The sequence below is a fragment of the Nonomuraea candida genome (assembly GCF_000725485.1).
Lineage (GTDB): Bacteria > Actinomycetota > Actinomycetes > Streptosporangiales > Streptosporangiaceae > Nonomuraea > Nonomuraea candida.
In genome coordinates, this window is sequence record NZ_JOAG01000020.1 from 82,648 (window position 1) to 99,259 (window position 16,612).

The window sequence follows — 16,612 nt, forward strand, 5'->3', positions numbered from 1 at the left end:
GGTCCTCCATCGGGGAAGCGGCGCCGCGGGGCACGGGTCCGGGTGACCTCCTGCTCCAGAACGTACGATCCGCGCCCGGCCAAAGTCAATATTCCCTACTGGTTTTGAAGGAATTTCTCCCGCCGGCCCCGGCCACCTGCGGGGATTCGGCGGCCGTCGTCGTGTTGTCGCCCGGCCTGCCTGGGTAAGCCTGTCGATGACTGTGACCATCGGGGGGAGGTCACGATGGACGCCGGCGATCAGGGGGACGGCGGACTGGCGTTCGAGGTGCTCGACCCGGCGCCGGTCGGGGTGGCGGTGACGCGGGGGCCGGAGCACCGGCTGGTCTACACCAACGCCGTCTACCGCTCGCTGTTCGGCGACCCCCGGGGCGAGGTGCCGATCGAGGAGGCGTTCGCCGACTTCGCGCGCCGGCACCACCGGGCGCACTTCGACCGGGTGCACGCCACGGGCGAGCCGGTGACCGGCACCGCCGAGCCGGCGGTGCCCCTGGCAGGGGGCGCGGACACGCGGGAGCGCTACTTCACCTCCAGCCTGTCGCGGATCGTCTTCGGCCCCGGCGACTACGGCGTGCTCGTCGTGGTGGTCGAGGTGACCGAGCAGACCACCGCCGCGCGCCGGGTGGCGGCCCTGTCCGAGCAGCGCCGCCGCATCCTGCGGCGCTACGAGAGCCTGATGCGCGTCAGCGCCGACATCTTCTGGGTCACCAGCAGGGAGGGCTACGTCTCCGAGCCCAGCCCCAGCTGGGAGCGGGTGACCGGGCAGCCGTGGGAGGAGTGCCGGGGGCAGGGCTGGTTGCGGATGGTCCACCCCGATGACCGCCCGGGCACGATCGAGTCCTGGTCGCGGGCGGTCACCGAGGTCAGCGAGGTGTGGGAGCACGTCTACCGGCTGCGCACCGTCGACGGCGGCTACCGGCACTTCCAGCTCCGCGCGGTGCCCATCTGTGAGAACGGCCAGGTGCTGGAGTGGGTGGGCCTGTCCAGCGACATCGAGCGGCAGTGGCAGGAGCAGCGCTGCCAGCGCCTGCTGGACCGCGCCGCCACCGCCACCGCCCAGCTCAGGAGCCTGGAGGAGATGCTCGGCGCGCTGGCCGACGTGATCGTGCCGGAACTGGCCGACGGCTGCGGCGTCTATCTGGTCACCGACCTGACCGACGAGCGGCACGGCGGCGCCCCGTTCATCATCGAACGGCTGGCCACCGCCGCGCGGCCCGGCCTGCGGCGGCTCCCGCCCTACAGCGAGGAGCAGCTCTCCGCCGGCAACGCCTTCGTCAAGGCCGTGCGCCGCCGCCGGCCCCTGCTGAAGACGTTCCCCGCCGGGTCGCCGCCGCCGGAGCTGGTGCCCGCCGGCACCCGCCCGTGGCTGACGGGCAACGACGCCAACAGCGCGCTGATCCTGCCGGTCGTGGTCGACGGGGCCGTGCCCGCCGTGGTCTGCGTGGTGACGTGCGGGGACCGCCCGGCGATCAGCCGGGCCGACATCTCCCTGCTCAACCGCATGTTCGACCACGCGCACGACGCCCTCAGCAGGGCCATCCGCTACCAGCGCACCCAGCAGATCGCGCTCGCCCTGCAGTACAGCCTGCTGGCCGAGCCGCCCCGGCTGCCCGGCCTGCGGATCGTCGCCCGCTACCGCGCCAGCCCGGCCGCGGCGGAGGTGGGCGGCGACTGGTACGACTCCTTCGTCCTGCCCGACGGCGTCCCCGTGCTGGTGATCGGCGACGTGTCCGGGCACGACCTGAGCGCCGCCGTCGCGATGAGCCAGCTGCGCAACATGCTGCGCGCGCTGGCGATGGACCGCCGCGAACCGCCGGGCGAGATCCTCGCCCGGCTCAACGTCGCGATGGAGTCGCTGTCCGGCGACGTCACCGCCACCTGCGTGTACGCCCGGGTGGAGCAGCTCGGCGCCGGCCACCGGCTGCGGTACGCGGTGGCCGGCCATCCGCCGCCCCTGCTGGTCACCCCCGAGGGCGGGGGCCGCTTCCTGACCGGCGCCCTCAGCCCGCTGCTCGGCCTGCCGTACGCCGGGACGCGCGTGTCGGAGGTGGCGCCGCTGCCGCCGGGCAGCACGGTTCTGCTCTACACCGACGGGCTCGTCGAGCGGCCGGGCGAGCACCTCGACGAGGGCCTGGAACGGCTGCGCCGCCTGGCGGAGTCGGCCGCCGACGAGCCGGTGGACCGGTTCTGCGACCAGATGGTCAGTGGCCTGCCGATCAGCGGCCTGGACGACATCGCCGTGATAGCGCTCCGCGTGCCCCCGGAGCCCTGACCATTCCACGACCTCCACGGGCCCGGCCCGGCGCGCGGGTCCGGGGCGTGGGGCGCCACGGCGACCTCGTAGTGGCGGGCGGCCAGGTTGATGCGCAGCGCGCGCAGGATCTGCGGCTCGTCGTCCACGACGAGGATCTTGGTCATGACGCCGCCGTCCTGGTGCGGACCGGCATGCTGACGATCATCGTGAGACCTCCTCCAGGTGTCTCCTCGGGCGTGAGCGTGCCGCCCATCGCCTCGGTCAGGCCGCGCGAGAGCGCCAGGCCCAGCCCCACGCCGGTGCCGTTGTCGCGGTCGCCGAGCCGCTGGAACGGCAGGAAGACCCGCTCGTGGTCCTGCGGCGGGATGCCGGGACCACGGTCGATCACCCGGATCTCGACCACGTCGTCGTGCCAGGTGCCGGTGATCACCACCGTGCGGCCGGGCGGGCTGTGGCGCACGGCGTTGGCCATCAGGTTGACCAGCACGCGCTCCAGCAGGGCCGGGTCGGCGACGATCTCGGGCAGCTCGATGGAGATGTCGCCCTCGACGCGCTCCCGCAGAGCGCCGAGGTCGTCGATCGCGCGGGGCACGACCTCCTCCAGAGCGACGGGCTGGAGCGCCAGGCCGAGCACGCCGGCCTGCAGCCGGCTCATGTCGAGCAGGTTCTCCACCAGGCGGTCCAGCCTGGCCAGGGACTCGTCGGCGGTGGCCAGCAGCTCGGCGCGGTCCCCGTCGGACCAGGTGATGTCGTGGTTGCGCAGGCTCTCCACGGCGGCCTTGGCGGCCGACAGGGGCGTGCGCAGGTCGTGGCTGACGGCGGCGAGCAGCGCGGTGCGCATCCGGTCGGCCTCGGCCAGCGGCCTGGCCAGCTCGGCCTCCTCCTGCAGCCGCTGCTGGCGCAGCGCGACGGCCGCCTCGGCGGCGAACGCCTCCAGCACCCGCCGGTCGCCGGCGTCCAGCAGCCGTCCCCGGGCGGCGAGCACCAGGCCGTCGCCGATCACGACGTCGGTGTCCCCGGCCGCGGGGGCGGTGCAGGGGGCGGCGCCGGAGGTGGCGATGATCCGCCAGGACTCCGGCTCGGCCTGGTCGTCCGGGGTGGGCTCGCCGGCACGTTCGAGCAGGGTGACCGCGTCGAGGCCGAACGTCTCGCGCAGCCGGCCCAGCAGCGAGGGCAGCGCGGCCTCGCCGCGCAGCACGTGCCCGGCCAGCGTGGACAGCACCTCGGCCTCCGCCCCGGCGTGCGCCGCCTGGCGGGTGCGCCGGGCCGCCAGGTCCACGATCGTGCTCACCGCCGCCGCGACCAGGATGAACACGATCAGCGCGAGCAGGTTCTCCGGGTCGGCGATGGTGAGCCGCCCGAGGGGCGGGGTGAAGAACCAGTTGAGCAGCAGCGACCCGCCCACCGCCGCGACGATCGCCGGCCACATGCCGCCGACCAGCGCCACCCCGACGACCAGGCACAGGAACAGCAGGATCTCGCTGGGCAGCGAGATCACGTCGCGGAACGGCGCCAGCACGCCGGTCAGCGCCGGCATGCCGGCCACCGCCACCGCCCACCCGGCCAGCCGCCGCTCCCGGGTCAGCGCGGCCCCGGCGCGCTCCGGCCGCCGGCGGCCCCGCTTGGCCTCCTCGTGGGTGACCAGGTGCACGTCGATGGAGCCGGAGCGGGAGGTGGTCTCCACACCGACGCCGCGCGAGAGGATCTGCGCGAACCTGCCGCGCCGGGAGGCGCCGAGCACGAGCTGGGTGGCGTTGACGCCGCGGGCGAAGTCGAGCAGCGCGCGCGGGATGTCGTCGCCGACCACCTGGTGGTAGGTGCCGCCCATGCTCTCCACCAGCGTGCGCTGGCGGGCCAGGCGGGCCGGGTCGCCGCCGGTCAGCCCGTCGGAACTGGTGACGTGGACGGCCAGCAGGTCGGCGCCCTTGGTCCGGGCCGCGATGCGGGCGGCCCGGCGTACCAGGGTCTCGCCCTCGGGGCCGCCGGTCAGCGCGACCACCACCCGCTCGCGCGCCTCCCACGTCGTGGCGATGCCGTGCTCGGCCCGGTAGCGGTCGAGCTGGTCGTCCACCTTGCCGGCCACCCAGAGCAGGGCCAGCTCGCGCAGCGCGGTGAGGTTGCCGACCCGGAAGTAGTTCGACAGGGCCGCGCTGACCTTCTCCGGCGCGTACACGTTGCCGTGGGCCAGGCGGCGGCGCAGCGCCTCCGGCGACATGTCGACCAGCTCGATCTGGCCGGCCCGCCGCACCACCTCGTCGGGCACGGTCTCCCGCTGCGGCACCCCGGTGATCTCCTGGACGACGTCGTTGACGGACTCCAGGTGCTGGATGTTGACCGTGGAGATGACGTCGATGCCGGCATCCAGGATCTCGTCGATGTCCTGCCAGCGCTTGGCGTTCTTCGAGCCGGGCACGTTGGTGTGGGCCAGCTCGTCGATCAACGCCACCTTGGGCGCGCGCTCGATGACCGCGTCCACGTCGAGTTCGGTGAAGGTGGCCCCCCGGTAGACGATCGTCCTGCGCGGGAGGACCTCCATGCCCTCCAGCAGGGCGGCGGTGCGGGGGCGGCCGTGGGTCTCGACGAAGCCCACGACCACGTCCCGGCCGCGCTCCCGGGCGCGCCGGCCCTCGCCGAGCATCGCGTACGTCTTGCCCACCCCGGGCGCCGCCCCGAGGTAGACCCGTAGCCGCCCTCTCACGTCACCTCCCGTCGAGTGCCAGGTTGAGTTCGAGCACGTTGACGGCGGGCTCGCCCATGAAACCGAGCGCGCGGCCCGTGGTGTGCTCATCGATCAGGGCCTTCACCCGGTCAAGGGCCAGGCCGCGCTCCTTGGCGACGCGGGGCGCCTGCAGCTCGGCGTAGGCGACGGAGATGTGCGGGTCGAGGCCGGAGCCGCCGGCCGTTACCGCGTCGGCGGGCACCGGCACGGTGGTCACGTCGCCGCGGACGGGGACGGTGCGGCCGGCCGCGTAGTCCTCGCCGGGCCGAGCGCATTCGACCTTCAGCCCTTGGTAGGAGGCGATGAAGGGGGCGGCGGGGCAGGCCTGGTTGACGCTGACGGCGCGGTCGGGGAAGACCTTGAGCACCGCGCCGACCCCGTCGGGGGTGCAGTACGGGCGGGCGCCGCTGACGCCCTCCAGCTCGCCGGCCGCCTTGGAGCGGGCGCAGACCTGGGTGAGCAGCGACAGCCTGCCCTCGTCCGAGCCTGCGGGCAGGACGTCGATGACGTCCTCGGGGCCGAGGTTGCTCGCGCCGGTGGAGGTCGGGTCGTAACCGTCGCCGGCGGCGGACGGGCGGGACTGGAAGTACTTCCTGATCGGGTCGCCGTCGGCGTCGGTGAAGGACTGGCCGATGAGCGAGCTGCCGACGGCCCTGCCGTCCCGCTCGACGACCGAGCCGTCGGCGCGCTCGCCGAACAGGGCCTGGGCGACGCCGGTGGCGGCCAGCGGGTAGACGAGGCCGAGCAGCACGGTCAGGACGGCGACCGCCCGGAGAGCGGCCAGGTGCCGGCGCAGCCGGCTGGGCAGGCGTTCCATTCAGCTCATCCCCGGAAGAAACTGGATCAGCAGGTCGATGACCTTGATGCCGATGAACGGGGCGGCGATGCCGCCCAGGCCGTAGACGTACAGGTTGCGGGAGAGCAGCTTGGAGGCGCTGGACGGCCGGTACCTGACGCCCCTGAGCGCGAGCGGGATCAGCGCGACGATGACCAGCGCGTTGAAGATCACCGCTGCCAGGATCGCGGACTGCGGGCCGGCCAGGCGCATGACGTTGAGCGCGTCCAGGCCCGGGTAGACCGCGGCGAACAGGGCCGGGATGATCGCGAAGTATTTCGCGATGTCGTTGGCGATCGAGAACGTGGTCAGCGCGCCGCGCGTGATGAGGAGCTGCTTGCCGATCTCGACGATCTCGATGAGCTTGGTCGGGTTGGAGTCCAGGTCCACCATGTTCCCGGCCTCCTTGGCGGCCGAGGTGCCGGTGTTCATGGCCACGCCCACGTCCGACTGGGCCAGGGCGGGGGCGTCGTTGGTGCCGTCGCCGGTCATCGCGACCAGCCGGCCGCCCTCCTGCTCCCTCTTGATCAGGGCGAGCTTGTCCTCGGGGGTGGCCTCGGCCAGGAAGTCGTCCACGCCGGCCTCGTCCGCGATGGCCTTGGCGGTCAGCGGGTTGTCGCCGGTGATCATCACGGTGCGGATGCCCATGCGGCGCATCTCGTCGAAGCGCTCCCGCATGCCCTCCTTGACCACGTCCTTGAGGTGGATCACGCCCAGCACGCGGCCCTTCTCGGCGACGACGAGCGGCGTGCCGCCCGAGGCCGAGATGCCGTCCACGATGTGGCCCACCTCGTCGGTGGGGTGGCCGCCCGCGTCGCGCACCCACTTCATGACGGCGGTGGCGGCGCCCTTGCGCACCTGCCGCCCCTCGAAGTCGACCCCGGACATGCGGGTCTGCGCGGTGAACGGCACCCATCGCGCGCCGTGGATCTCCCGCTCGCGCAGGCCGTGGCGCTCCTTGGCGAACACCACGATCGAGCGGCCCTCGGGCGTCTCGTCGGCCAGGCTGGACAGCTGCGCCGCCTCGGCCAGCTCCCGCTCGCCCACTCCGGCGACCGGGACGAACTCCGCCGCCTGCCGGCTGCCCAGCGTGATCGTGCCGGTCTTGTCCAGCAGCAGCGTGGACACGTCGCCGGCCGCCTCGACCGCCCTGCCGGACATCGCCAGGACGTTGCGCTGCACCAGGCGGTCCATGCCGGCGATGCCGATCGCCGACAGCAGCGCGCCGATCGTGGTGGGGATCAGGCAGACCAGCAGGGACACCAGCACGACGCCGGTGACGCCGTCGGCGTCCAGCGCGGGGGAGTCGGGCACGCCCGGGTTGACGAGCTTGGCGTAGATCGCCAGCGGCTGCATGGTCACGGTGGCGACCAGGAAGATGACCGTCAGCGCCGCCAGCAGGATGTTGAGCGCGATCTCGTTCGGCGTCTTCTGCCGGTTCGCGCCCTCGACCAGGGCGATCATCCGGTCGACGAAGCTCTCCCCGGGCTTCTGCGTGATCTTGACGATGATCCGGTCGGACAGCACCCTGGTGCCGCCGGTGACGGCGCTGCGGTCGCCGCCGGACTCGCGGATGACGGGGGCGGACTCGCCGGTGATGGCCGACTCGTCCACGCTCGCGATGCCCTCGACCACGTCGCCGTCACCCGGGATCACCTCCCCGGCCTCGACGATCACGATGTCGCCCTGGCACAGCTCGGGGGCGCCGACGACGTCCCAGCCATCGGGGTCGTGCCGGCTCCTGAGCCGGCGGGCCCGGGTGTCGGTCTTGGCCTTGCGCAGCGTGGCGGCCTGCGCCTTGCCGCGGCCCTCGGCCACGGCCTCGGCCAGGTTGGCGAAGATCACGGTCAGCCACAGCCAGACCACGATGGCCCAGGCGAAGAACGACGGGTCCAGGACGGCCAGCACGGTCGTGAACACCGCGCCGATCTCCACGACGAACATCACCGGGTTGCGCCACAGCGTCGCCGGGTTGAGCTTGCGCAGCGCGCCGGGGAACGAGGCGGCCAGCTGCCTCGGGTCGAGCAGGCCGCCGCCCACCCGGCCGTCCGCCTTCCGCGGCGCGGGTTTCTCCAGTACGGGGGTTGACATGTCAGGACAGTCCTTCTGCGATGGGGCCGAGCGCGAGGGCCGGGAGGAAGGTCAGGGCGACCAGGATGATCGTGACGCCGACCACCATGCCGACGAACTGCGGCCGGTGGGTCGGCAGCGTGCCCGCGCCCTCGGGCACCGGCGCCTGCCCGGCCAGCGATCCGGCCAGGGCCAGCACCAGGATGATCGGCAGGAACCGGCCGAGGATCATGCACAGGCCGAGCGCCACGTCGTACCAGGGGGTGTTGACGGTGAGGCCGGCGAAGGCCGAGCCGTTGTTGTTGGAGGCGCTGGTGAAGGCGTACAGGATCTCCGACAGGCCGTGCGGGCCGGCGTTCAGCATGGCGGCGCGCCGCTCCTGCGAGCCCATCGCGACCGCGGTGCCGGCCAGCACCAGCGCCGGGGTGACCAGGAAGTACAGCGAGGCCAGCTTGATCTCGCGGGCGCCGATCTTCTTGCCCAGGTACTCGGGGGTGCGGCCGACCATCAGGCCCGCCACGAAGACGGTGATGACGGCGAGGACCAGCATGCCGTACAGGCCCGCGCCGACGCCGCCGGGGGCGACCTCGCCGAGCATCATGTTGAACAGCGTCATCATGCCGCCCAGCGGCGTGTAGGAGTCGTGGACGGAGTTGACCGCGCCGGTGCTGGTCAGCGTGGTCGCGGCGGCGAAGGTGGCCGAGTTCGAGATGCCGAAGCGCACCTCCTTGCCCTCCATGGCCGCGCCCGCCGCCTGCGGCACGGTCGCGTCCCCCGACAGCTCGAAGACGTTGGTGAGCAGCACGCTCGCCAGCGCGATCACGCCCATCACGGCGAGGATCGCGTAGCCCTGCCGGACCTGGCCGACGAGCCGGCCGAAGGTGCGCGGCAGCGCGAACGGGATCAGCAGGATGAGGAGGATCTCGAACCAGTTCGTCCAGCTCGTGGCGTTCTCGAAGGGGTGGGAGGAGTTGGCGTTGTAGAAGCCGCCGCCGTTCGTGCCCAGCTCCTTGATCGCCTCCTGGGAGGCGACCGGCCCGCCGGTGATCGACTGGGTGCCGCCGGTCAGCGTGGTGACCTCGTGCACGCCCGAGAAGTTCTGCACCAGCCCGCCCGCAACCAGCACGAGCGCGCCGGCGAACGCGAGCGGCAGCAGGATGCGCAGGGTGCCGCGGACCAGGTCCACCCAGAAGTTGCCGATCGTGCCGGACCTGCTCCTGGCGAACCCGCGCACCAGCGCGACGGCCACCGCCATGCCGGCCGCGGCCGAGACGAAGTTCTGCACCGCCAGCGCGGCCATCTGGACCAGGTGGCCCATCGTGGACTCGCCCGGGTAGGCCTGCCAGTTGGTGTTGGTGACGAAGCTGACCGCGGTGTTCCAGGCGATGTGGTCGGTGACCGGCTCCATGCCCAGGCTCAGCGGCAGCTTGTCCTGCACGCGCTGGAGGCCGTACACGGCCAGGAGCGAGATCACCGAGAACGCCAGCACGCTGCGCGCGTAGACGCCCCAGCTCTGCTCGGCGTCGGCGCGCACGCCGAGCAGCCGGTAGACGGCGCGCTCCACGGGGTTGTGCCGGGTGCCGGAGTAGACGCGGTACATGTGGTCGCCGAGCGGCTTGTGCACCAGGGCCAGCACGGCGATCAGGGAGACGATGAAGATCATCCCCGCGACGGTGGTGCTCATCAGAAGCGCTCCGGGAACAGCAGGGCCACGACCATGAAGATCACAAGACCGGCCACCAGGACGAGGCCGGTGGCGTTGACGGCGCTCATCGGCCCGCCGCAGCCGCAACCGTAGCCGTAGCCGTAGCCGTAGCCGTGGCCGCGGGCACCGGGCGGGCGGGCCCCGTCGTCGGCTCGCTCATAGCCGCTCCACCGCCTTCACGACCAGCCCGAAGACCACGAAGATCGCGATCGTCAGGGCGACGAAGATGACGTCTGCCATCCCCACTCCTCAATTCGTCGGAACGTTCGCAGCCGCCCGTGCCGGGCGCCTGCGTCACTAGCAAACGCCCAGATTTGATGGGTTTTGTCGTTCTTGACGGGGTTCATGCGGCCCCGGCGTGAATATTGACGACCTCTGTACGCCGGGGCGGGAAAGGGCGCGGCGCGGGGCGCCGGAGCGGGCGGTCAGCGCGCGAAAAGGGCTCGGGCGTCGCGCGCCGGAGCCCTCGGGAACGCGTCAGGACCGGCCTGCCGCGCTCGCGGCGGCAGCAGCCGGCGCGGACATGCGAGAACGGCCGGCACGCCCGCGACGCGAGCGGCTGCCGTGGTCATGGGGAGCGACCGGCACGCCCGCTGGGGGGCGTGCCGGTCGTGATCACGGAGTGGGTGTGGTCACGGGGTGGGTGCGGTCAGGGGGTCAGGGCGGCCTCGGCCAGCTCCTGCCAGTCGTGCCGCCCGCCGGCGCGGGCCGCCTCGGCGAACGCGGCCTCGCCGAGGCGATCGCGTGCCTCGGCGGCGATCCCGGAGGCGTCCGGCTGCGCGCGGTCCGGCGTGCCCCGCACGTCGTCGCTCACCGCGAGCAGCCGCACGGCCTGCTCGAAGCGCCCCTGGCGCAGCGCGAGATCCGCGACGCCGATCAGCACCTCGGCGATCAGCGGCGGGTACATGGTCTTCGCCGCCGCGCGGAGCGCCTCGGCGCGATCCGCGCGGGCCTGGTCGACATCCTCGGCGAGGTAGCCGCTCAGGTTCATGGCCCTGGCCAGGACCATGTCGCTCAGCTCCCCGGTGTCCAGGATCGCCCGGGCGGCGGCCAGGTACCGGTGGGCCCGGTCGGGCTCGCCGCGCCAGCGCGCCAGCTGCGCCTTCGACAGCTCCAGCTCGGCCACCGTGTCCGGCCAGGCGACGGCGCCCGCGTACCGCTGGGCCTCGGCCATGGCGGACGTGCTGGCCCGCTCGTCGCCGAGCAGCCAGTAGAGCTGGGACTGCCGGGCCCGCACGAGGACCGCGTCCTCGGTCGCGCCCACCTCGCTCATCGCCACGGCCGCCTCTTCGTAGTGCTCGCACGCGCGGGCCAGCTCGCCGCGCATGGCGCGCCGGTCGGCCAGGAAGGTCAGCGCCATCGACATCCCCCACCGGTCGCCCAGCTCGCGGAACTCGGCCAGCGCCGTCTCGGCGTCGCCGTCCACGCCGGTCTCGTCGCCGCCGAGCGTGAGCCGCAGGCGGCCCCGCGTGAGCCTGGCCTGCGCGCGTACCCACAGGTCGTCGTCGGCGAGCAGCGGCTCGAACGCGGACAGGAAGTCCGTCGGGTCCCGCAGCATCGCCTCCAGCGGCCTGACGAGCCCGAGCAGCGGGTTGCGGTAGCCGCTCTCGGCGAGCCGGTGCGCCTCGTGGATCCACTCCCGCGCCTGGTGCTGGTCGCGCCCCGGCCCCGAGACCATGAACACGCTCACGATGGCGTACGCCATCGCCCGCACCTCGTCGGACACCTCGCCGGGCAGCGAGGTCGCCGCGACGCTCAGCTCGGCGCCCTCGGTGCGGTGCCCGCTGAGGTACCAGTACCAGCCCGCGCCGCCGACCAGCCGCATCGCCTCCTCGGCCCACCCCTCGGCGATCGCCCCGCGTACGGCCGCGCCGATGTTGTCGTGCTCGGCCCGGAGCGTGGCCAGCCACTCCAGCTGCCCGGCCCCGCGCAGGTGCGGGTCGGCCGTCTCGGCCAGCTCGGTGAAGTAGGCCAGGTGCGCCCGGCGCGCCCGCTCGGTCTCCCCGGCCTCGGCGAGCCGGTGCGCCGCGTACTCCCTGATCGTGTCGAGCATCCGGTAACGCGGCGCCTCCTCGCCGTCGGCGACCAGCAGCGACTTCTCCAGCAACGCCGTGAGCAGGTCGAGCACCGGCTCCCCGGCGAACATCCCGCCGCCCGTGCCGCCGCCGGTCCCGTCGTCGCCGCAGACCCGTTCCGCCGCCTCCAGGCTCGCCCCGCCGGAGAACACCGAGAACCGCCGCAGCACGCCGCGTTCGGCCTCGCTCAGCAGGTCCCAGCTCCAGTCCACGACCGCGCGCAGCGTCTTGTGCCGGGGCAGCGCCGTACGGCTGCCGCTGGTCAGCAGCCGGAACCGGTCGTCGAGCCGGCGCGCGAGCTGATCGACGGACATCGTGCGCAGCCGGGCCGCGGCCAGCTCGATCGCCAGCGGTATCCCGTCGAGGGCCCGGCAGATCCCCGCCATGGCGGACAGCGTCTGCGGGTCGGAGCCGAGGTCCTTGCGCACCAGGGCGGCGCGCTCGCGCAGCAGCCGCACCGCGGGGGAGGCCGCGGCCCGGGCCGGGTCCGCCTCCCTCGGGGGCAGCGCGAGCGGCTCGACCTGCCACAACACCTCGCCGGTGATGCCGAGCGGCTCCCTGCTCGTGGCCAGCACGCGCAGCCTGCGGCACTCGCCCAGCAGCCGGTCGGCGAAGGCCGCGGCCGCCTCGATCACGTGCTCGCAGTTGTCCAGGATCAGCAGGATCGCCCGCTCGCGCAGGGCGGTGACCAGCCGGTCCATCGGCTCCCCGCCGCGCCCGCCGCCGCCGTCGAGCAGGGCCTGGTCGCGCAGGCCGAGCACGGTCAGCGCGGCCTGCGCGGGATCGCCGCCGGCCGGCATCGAGGCCAGCTCGACCAGCCACGCCCCGTCCGGCAGCTCGGCGAGCATCCTGCGCGCGGTCTCCGTGGCCAGCCGCGTCTTGCCGGAGCCGCCGGGGCCCGTCATGGTGACCAGCCGGTGCTTGATGGCCAGGCCGGCGACCGCGTCGATGTCGTCGTCGTCGCCGACGAAGCTCGTCAGCTCGCTGCGCAGGTTCGTCCTGCGGTGCTCCGCCCGCTCGCCCAGCTCGCCCCGCAACAGCGCGGTGTGCAGCGCGGACAGCTCGGCCGACGGATCGGCGCCCAGTTCCTCGGCGAGCCGCTCGCGCGTGCGCTGGAACACCGTCAGCGCCTCGTTGCCCCGCCCCGCCTCGGCCAGCGCCCGCATCAGGGCCGCCACGAACCCCTCGCGCAGCGGATACGCGGCGACGAGCTCGGTCAGCTCGGGGATCAGCTCCGAACCGCGGCCGAGACCGAGGTCGGTGTCCACCCGGTCGCCGAGCGCGGCGACGTGGAGGGCCTCCAGCCGCGCGATCGCGGCGTCGAACGCGTCGCTGTCCTGCAGCGCGATGTCCTCCATGGGCGTGCCGCGCCACAACACCAGGGCCGAGCGCAGCAGCTCCGCCCGCTCGACGGGCTCGGCGGTGCGGGCCCGGGTGAACGCCTGCTCGAACCGGTGCACGTCCACCGCGTCGGGCGGCACGGCCAGCCGGTATCCGCCCGAGTCGGCCTCGATCACCCCGTCCGGCAGCACCCTGCGCAGCCGCGACACCAGCGCCTGAAGGGCGTTCACCTCGTCCGCGGGGGGCTGGTGCCCCCAGATCCAGTCCACCAGCCTCGAACGGGTGACGACCCGGCCGGGTTCGAGGGCCAGGGCGGCGAGCAGCGCGCGCAGCCGGGCCCCCGGAACCTCTACGACATCACCCTCACGGTTCCGGACCTCGAACGGCCCCAGCAATCCCACTCGCACAGGAGCAATTGTGCCGAACCGGGACGACCAGCCGCGACAGCGCGCCCCTCCCGGCCCCTGCGGCACCTCCCGTCGCAGCGGTATCACCGGTGCACGGCCGCGCCCGCGTGGCCTGACCGGGGACGATGCGACGAAGGGCGGGCCGGGAATATTGACGTTTTCTTGACGCCCTGATCATGGGGATATGGTGTGCGTCCTCACTAGGGTGCCCTTTGTCTTTGACGTTTCTTGATGGAGGGGACCCGGTGACCGAGGTGGACCAGCGTGCGGCCATGCCGGCGACGGCGTTGCGGCGGTGGCTGCTGAAGGGCCTGCAGAGCCCCGAAGGATCCGCGGCCCGCCCGGCGCAGGAGGACCAGGGCCACCGGCACACGTGGTGGCAGGTGATGTGCCTGACGGGCGTGGACTACTTCTCCACCCTCGGCTACCAGCCCGGCATCGCCGCCCTGGCCGCCGGCACGCTCAGCCCGGTGGCCACGCTCCTGCTGGTGGCGCTGACCCTGGCGGGGGCGCTGCCGACGTACCGGGCGGTGGCCGGGCAGAGCCCCAACGGGCTGGGCTCGCTGTCGATGCTGGAGCGGCTGCTGCCCGGCTGGGGCGGCAAGCTCCTGGTGCTCTTCCTGCTCGGCTTCGTCGCCACCGCCTTCATCGTCACCATCACCCTGTCGGCGGCCGACGCCACCGCGCACCTCCTGCACAACCCGTTCGTCCCGAAGGCGTGGGAGAGCTGGCAGGTGCCGGTCACGCTGGCGCTCATCGCCGCGCTGGGCGGGGTGTTCCTGGCGGGCTTCAGCGAGGCCATCTCCCTGGCCGTCGTCCTGGTCGCCGTCTACCTCCTGCTGAACGTGGTCGTCGTGGCCACCGCCGTCCAGCGGGTGCTCACCCACCCCGAGCAGGTGACCGGCTGGCAGAACGCGCTCAGCGCCGACCACTCCAGCCCCATCGCGATGATCGCTGTCTCGCTGTACGTGATGCCGAAACTGGCCCTGGGCCTGTCCGGCTTCGAGACCGGCGTGGCCGTGATGCCCCTGGTCAAGGGCGACCTCGCCGAGCGGATCAAGGGCGCGCGCAAGCTGCTGACCACCGCCGCGCTCATCATGAGCGTCTTCCTGGTCACCTCCAGCTTCGCCACCACCGTGCTCATCCCCGCCGCGGAGTTCGCCGAGGGCGGCGCGGCCAACGGCCGCGCCCTGGCCTACCTCGCCCACCTCTACCTGGGCGACTGGTTCGGCACCGCCTACGACCTGTCGACCATCGCCATCCTGTGGTTCGCCGGCGCCTCCGCCCTGGCCGGGCTGCTCAACATCGTGCCGCGCTACCTGCCCCGCTACGGCATGGCGCCCGACTGGACCCGCGCCGTCCGCCCCATGGTGCTGGTCTTCACCGGCATCGCGTTCCTCATCACCGTGATCTTCGACGCCGAGGTGGACGCCCAGGGCGGCGCCTACGCCACCGGCGTCCTGGCCCTGATCCTGTCGGCCGCCGTCGCGGTCACGCTGTCGGCCTGGACCAGGCGCCAGACCTGGGCCGCCGCCTTCTTCGGCGTCGTCACCCTGATCTTCGCCTACGCCACCGTCGCCAACATCATCGAACGGCCCGACGGCCTGGTGATCGCCCTGCTGTTCGTGCTGGCCATCGTGGCGATCTCGCTCATCTCCCGGGCCACCCGCTCCACCGAGCTGCGCGTGACCCACATCAGCCTCGACGACTGCGCCCGCCGCTTCATCAACGAGTCCGGCGAGATCTACCTCATCGCCAACGAACCCCACGCCCGCGACCCCCGCGAGTACATCGACAAGGCCCGCGAGGCGTGGGAGCTGCACCGGCTGCGCACCAGCGAGGGGCCGATCTTCCTGGAGGTCACCATCCCCGACGCCTCCGAGTTCGCCGGCGAGCTGCGGGTCACGGGCGAAGAGCGCCACGGCTTCCGCGTCCTGCGCATGCAGAGCACCACGGTCGCCAACGCCATCGCCGCCCTGCTGCTGCACCTGCGCGACCAGACCGGCAAGACGCCGCACGTCTACTTCCACTGGGCGGCGGAGGGCAACCCCATCGGCGCCCTGCTGCGCTACCTGATCTTCGGTGGCGGTGACGTGCCGCCGCTGACCAGGGAGGTGCTCCGCCAGGCCGAGCCCGACCCCGACCGGCGCCCCATCGTCCACGTCGGCTGAAACGCCGCCGCACCGGGCCGCCGCCGCACCGGGCCGCCGCCGCACGGGGCCGCCGCCGCACCGGGCCGGGCCGCCGCCGGCGCTCAGGACACCGCTTCCACCTCGCCCGGCGCGGCCTGTGACAGGTCCGGCGGGCCGGGCGGCGCGGGAGCGGGCCGGGGGCGCAGCGCCACGGCGTGGCCGGTGGCGGCCAGCAGGTGCTCGGCGGACGTGAGCAGGTCCATCAGCTCGGGCCGGGTCAGGCTGTAGAAGGACTGGCGGCCTTCGGCGCGGTAGTCGACCAGGCCGCAGTCACGCAGGCAGGCCAGGTGCTTGGAGACCGTGGACTGCGCCAGCCCGAGCTCGGTGGTCAGGTCCACCACGCGGGCCTCGCCGCGCGCCAGGCGCTGCACGATGCGCAGCCGCGTCTCGTCGGCCAGGGAGTGGAACAACGCCGCCGCCGGGGGCACGCCGGCGGCGACGTCCGCACTGACACACGGGCCCCCGCCAGAATCAATCGTCACAAGGCGATGATAGGCCACGATGCGGATGTCTCAGGCGGTGATCCGCCCGAACCCGCGCGGGAGCTCAAAGGGCAGCCGGAATGCGGCAGGTCTCAGGCGGTGGCCTGCGTGCCGTCCTCGGAGAGGGCGGGGCGGATCTGCCTGCGCGAGGCGATGCCGAGCTTGGCGAAGACCTTGCGCAGGTGCCACTCCACGGTGTGCGGGCTGATGAAGAGCTGCCGGTGGCCTGCACCGCGCGGCGGGCGCGTTCGGCGAGCGCGCCGAGATCCGGTATCGGGAGGCGATCGAGCGGCTCGGGCGTACCGAGGCCAGGCTCGTGCTCGCCCGCGCGCGGCTGGTCTACGGCGAGTGGCTGCGCAGGGAGAACCCCCGGACCGACGCCCGGGAGCAGCTGGGCCTGGCCTACGAGGCGCTCAGCCGGATGGGCGCCGAGGGAATCCTGCCCGCCACCAGCACCGCCCCCTCCCGACCACATGCCCGCTGACCATCAACCGCGGTACGTGGGAGGCGACCGGAGCCGTGTCGAAAGCCGG

The 16,612-nt window shown here is 73.2% G+C and carries 11 protein-coding genes; 3 read left to right on the forward strand and 8 right to left on the reverse strand.

Annotated elements, in window-relative coordinates; genetic code table 11:
- Positions 1-225: 225 nt before the first annotated feature.
- Positions 226-2,271, forward strand: a complete 2,046-nt coding sequence (locus tag IO39_RS20795; RefSeq protein WP_052423134.1) for a SpoIIE family protein phosphatase — start codon at positions 226-228, stop codon at positions 2,269-2,271.
- A gap of 142 nt (positions 2,272-2,413) precedes the next feature.
- On the opposite strand, the gene IO39_RS20800 is transcribed toward IO39_RS20795, so the two are convergent.
- From IO39_RS20800 to IO39_RS20820, 6 genes are all read right to left on the reverse strand, one after another.
- Positions 2,414-4,951: a DUF4118 domain-containing protein gene (locus tag IO39_RS20800; protein WP_043625652.1), complete on the reverse strand. Its 2,538-nt coding sequence runs from the start codon at positions 4,949-4,951 to the stop codon at positions 2,414-2,416.
- A 1-nt stretch (position 4,952) separates the two neighbouring features.
- A complete protein-coding gene (locus tag IO39_RS59440) occupies positions 4,953-5,789 on the reverse strand; it encodes a potassium-transporting ATPase subunit C (RefSeq protein ID WP_043625654.1) in 837 nt (278 codons plus the stop codon).
- Positions 5,790-7,898, reverse strand: a complete 2,109-nt coding sequence (kdpB, locus tag IO39_RS20810) for a potassium-transporting ATPase subunit KdpB (protein ID WP_043625656.1) — start codon at positions 7,896-7,898, stop codon at positions 5,790-5,792. It abuts the gene before it with no gap.
- Between the two features lies 1 nt (position 7,899).
- Positions 7,900-9,561, reverse strand: a complete 1,662-nt coding sequence (gene kdpA, locus IO39_RS20815) for a potassium-transporting ATPase subunit KdpA (protein ID WP_043625658.1) — start codon at positions 9,559-9,561, stop codon at positions 7,900-7,902.
- The gene (kdpF, locus tag IO39_RS50815; protein ID WP_052423135.1) at positions 9,561-9,650 is read right to left on the reverse strand and encodes a K(+)-transporting ATPase subunit F; all 90 of its coding nucleotides are present in this window, start codon (positions 9,648-9,650) and stop codon (positions 9,561-9,563) included. Before kdpF ends, kdpA begins: the two co-directional genes overlap by 1 nt.
- 581 nt (positions 9,651-10,231) lie before the next feature.
- Positions 10,232-13,405: an AfsR/SARP family transcriptional regulator gene (locus IO39_RS20820; RefSeq protein WP_043625659.1), complete on the reverse strand. Its 3,174-nt coding sequence runs from the start codon at positions 13,403-13,405 to the stop codon at positions 10,232-10,234.
- Between the two features lie 245 nt (positions 13,406-13,650).
- On the opposite strand from IO39_RS20820, the gene IO39_RS20825 reads away from it, so the two are divergent.
- Positions 13,651-15,576 carry an APC family permease gene (locus IO39_RS20825; protein WP_245642101.1) on the forward strand — a complete coding sequence of 642 codons (1,926 nt, stop codon included), beginning with the start codon at positions 13,651-13,653 and terminating at the stop codon, positions 15,574-15,576.
- Between the two features lie 83 nt (positions 15,577-15,659).
- Here the strand turns inward: IO39_RS20825 and IO39_RS20830 are convergent, their stop codons facing one another.
- Together IO39_RS20830 and IO39_RS58955 are read right to left on the reverse strand one after the other, a co-directional pair.
- Complete coding sequence (locus IO39_RS20830; protein ID WP_369332889.1) at positions 15,660-16,073, reverse strand: ArsR/SmtB family transcription factor; 414 nt, start codon at positions 16,071-16,073, stop codon at positions 15,660-15,662.
- A 98-nt stretch (positions 16,074-16,171) separates the two neighbouring features.
- Positions 16,172-16,288, reverse strand: coding sequence for a hypothetical protein (locus IO39_RS58955; RefSeq protein WP_084773183.1), 117 nt, complete (start codon positions 16,286-16,288; stop codon positions 16,172-16,174).
- Between the two features lie 107 nt (positions 16,289-16,395).
- Between IO39_RS58955 and IO39_RS54610 the strand changes: the two genes are divergently transcribed.
- Positions 16,396-16,563, forward strand: a complete 168-nt coding sequence (locus IO39_RS54610) for a hypothetical protein (RefSeq protein ID WP_157548687.1) — start codon at positions 16,396-16,398, stop codon at positions 16,561-16,563.
- Positions 16,564-16,612: the final 49 nt, after the last annotated feature.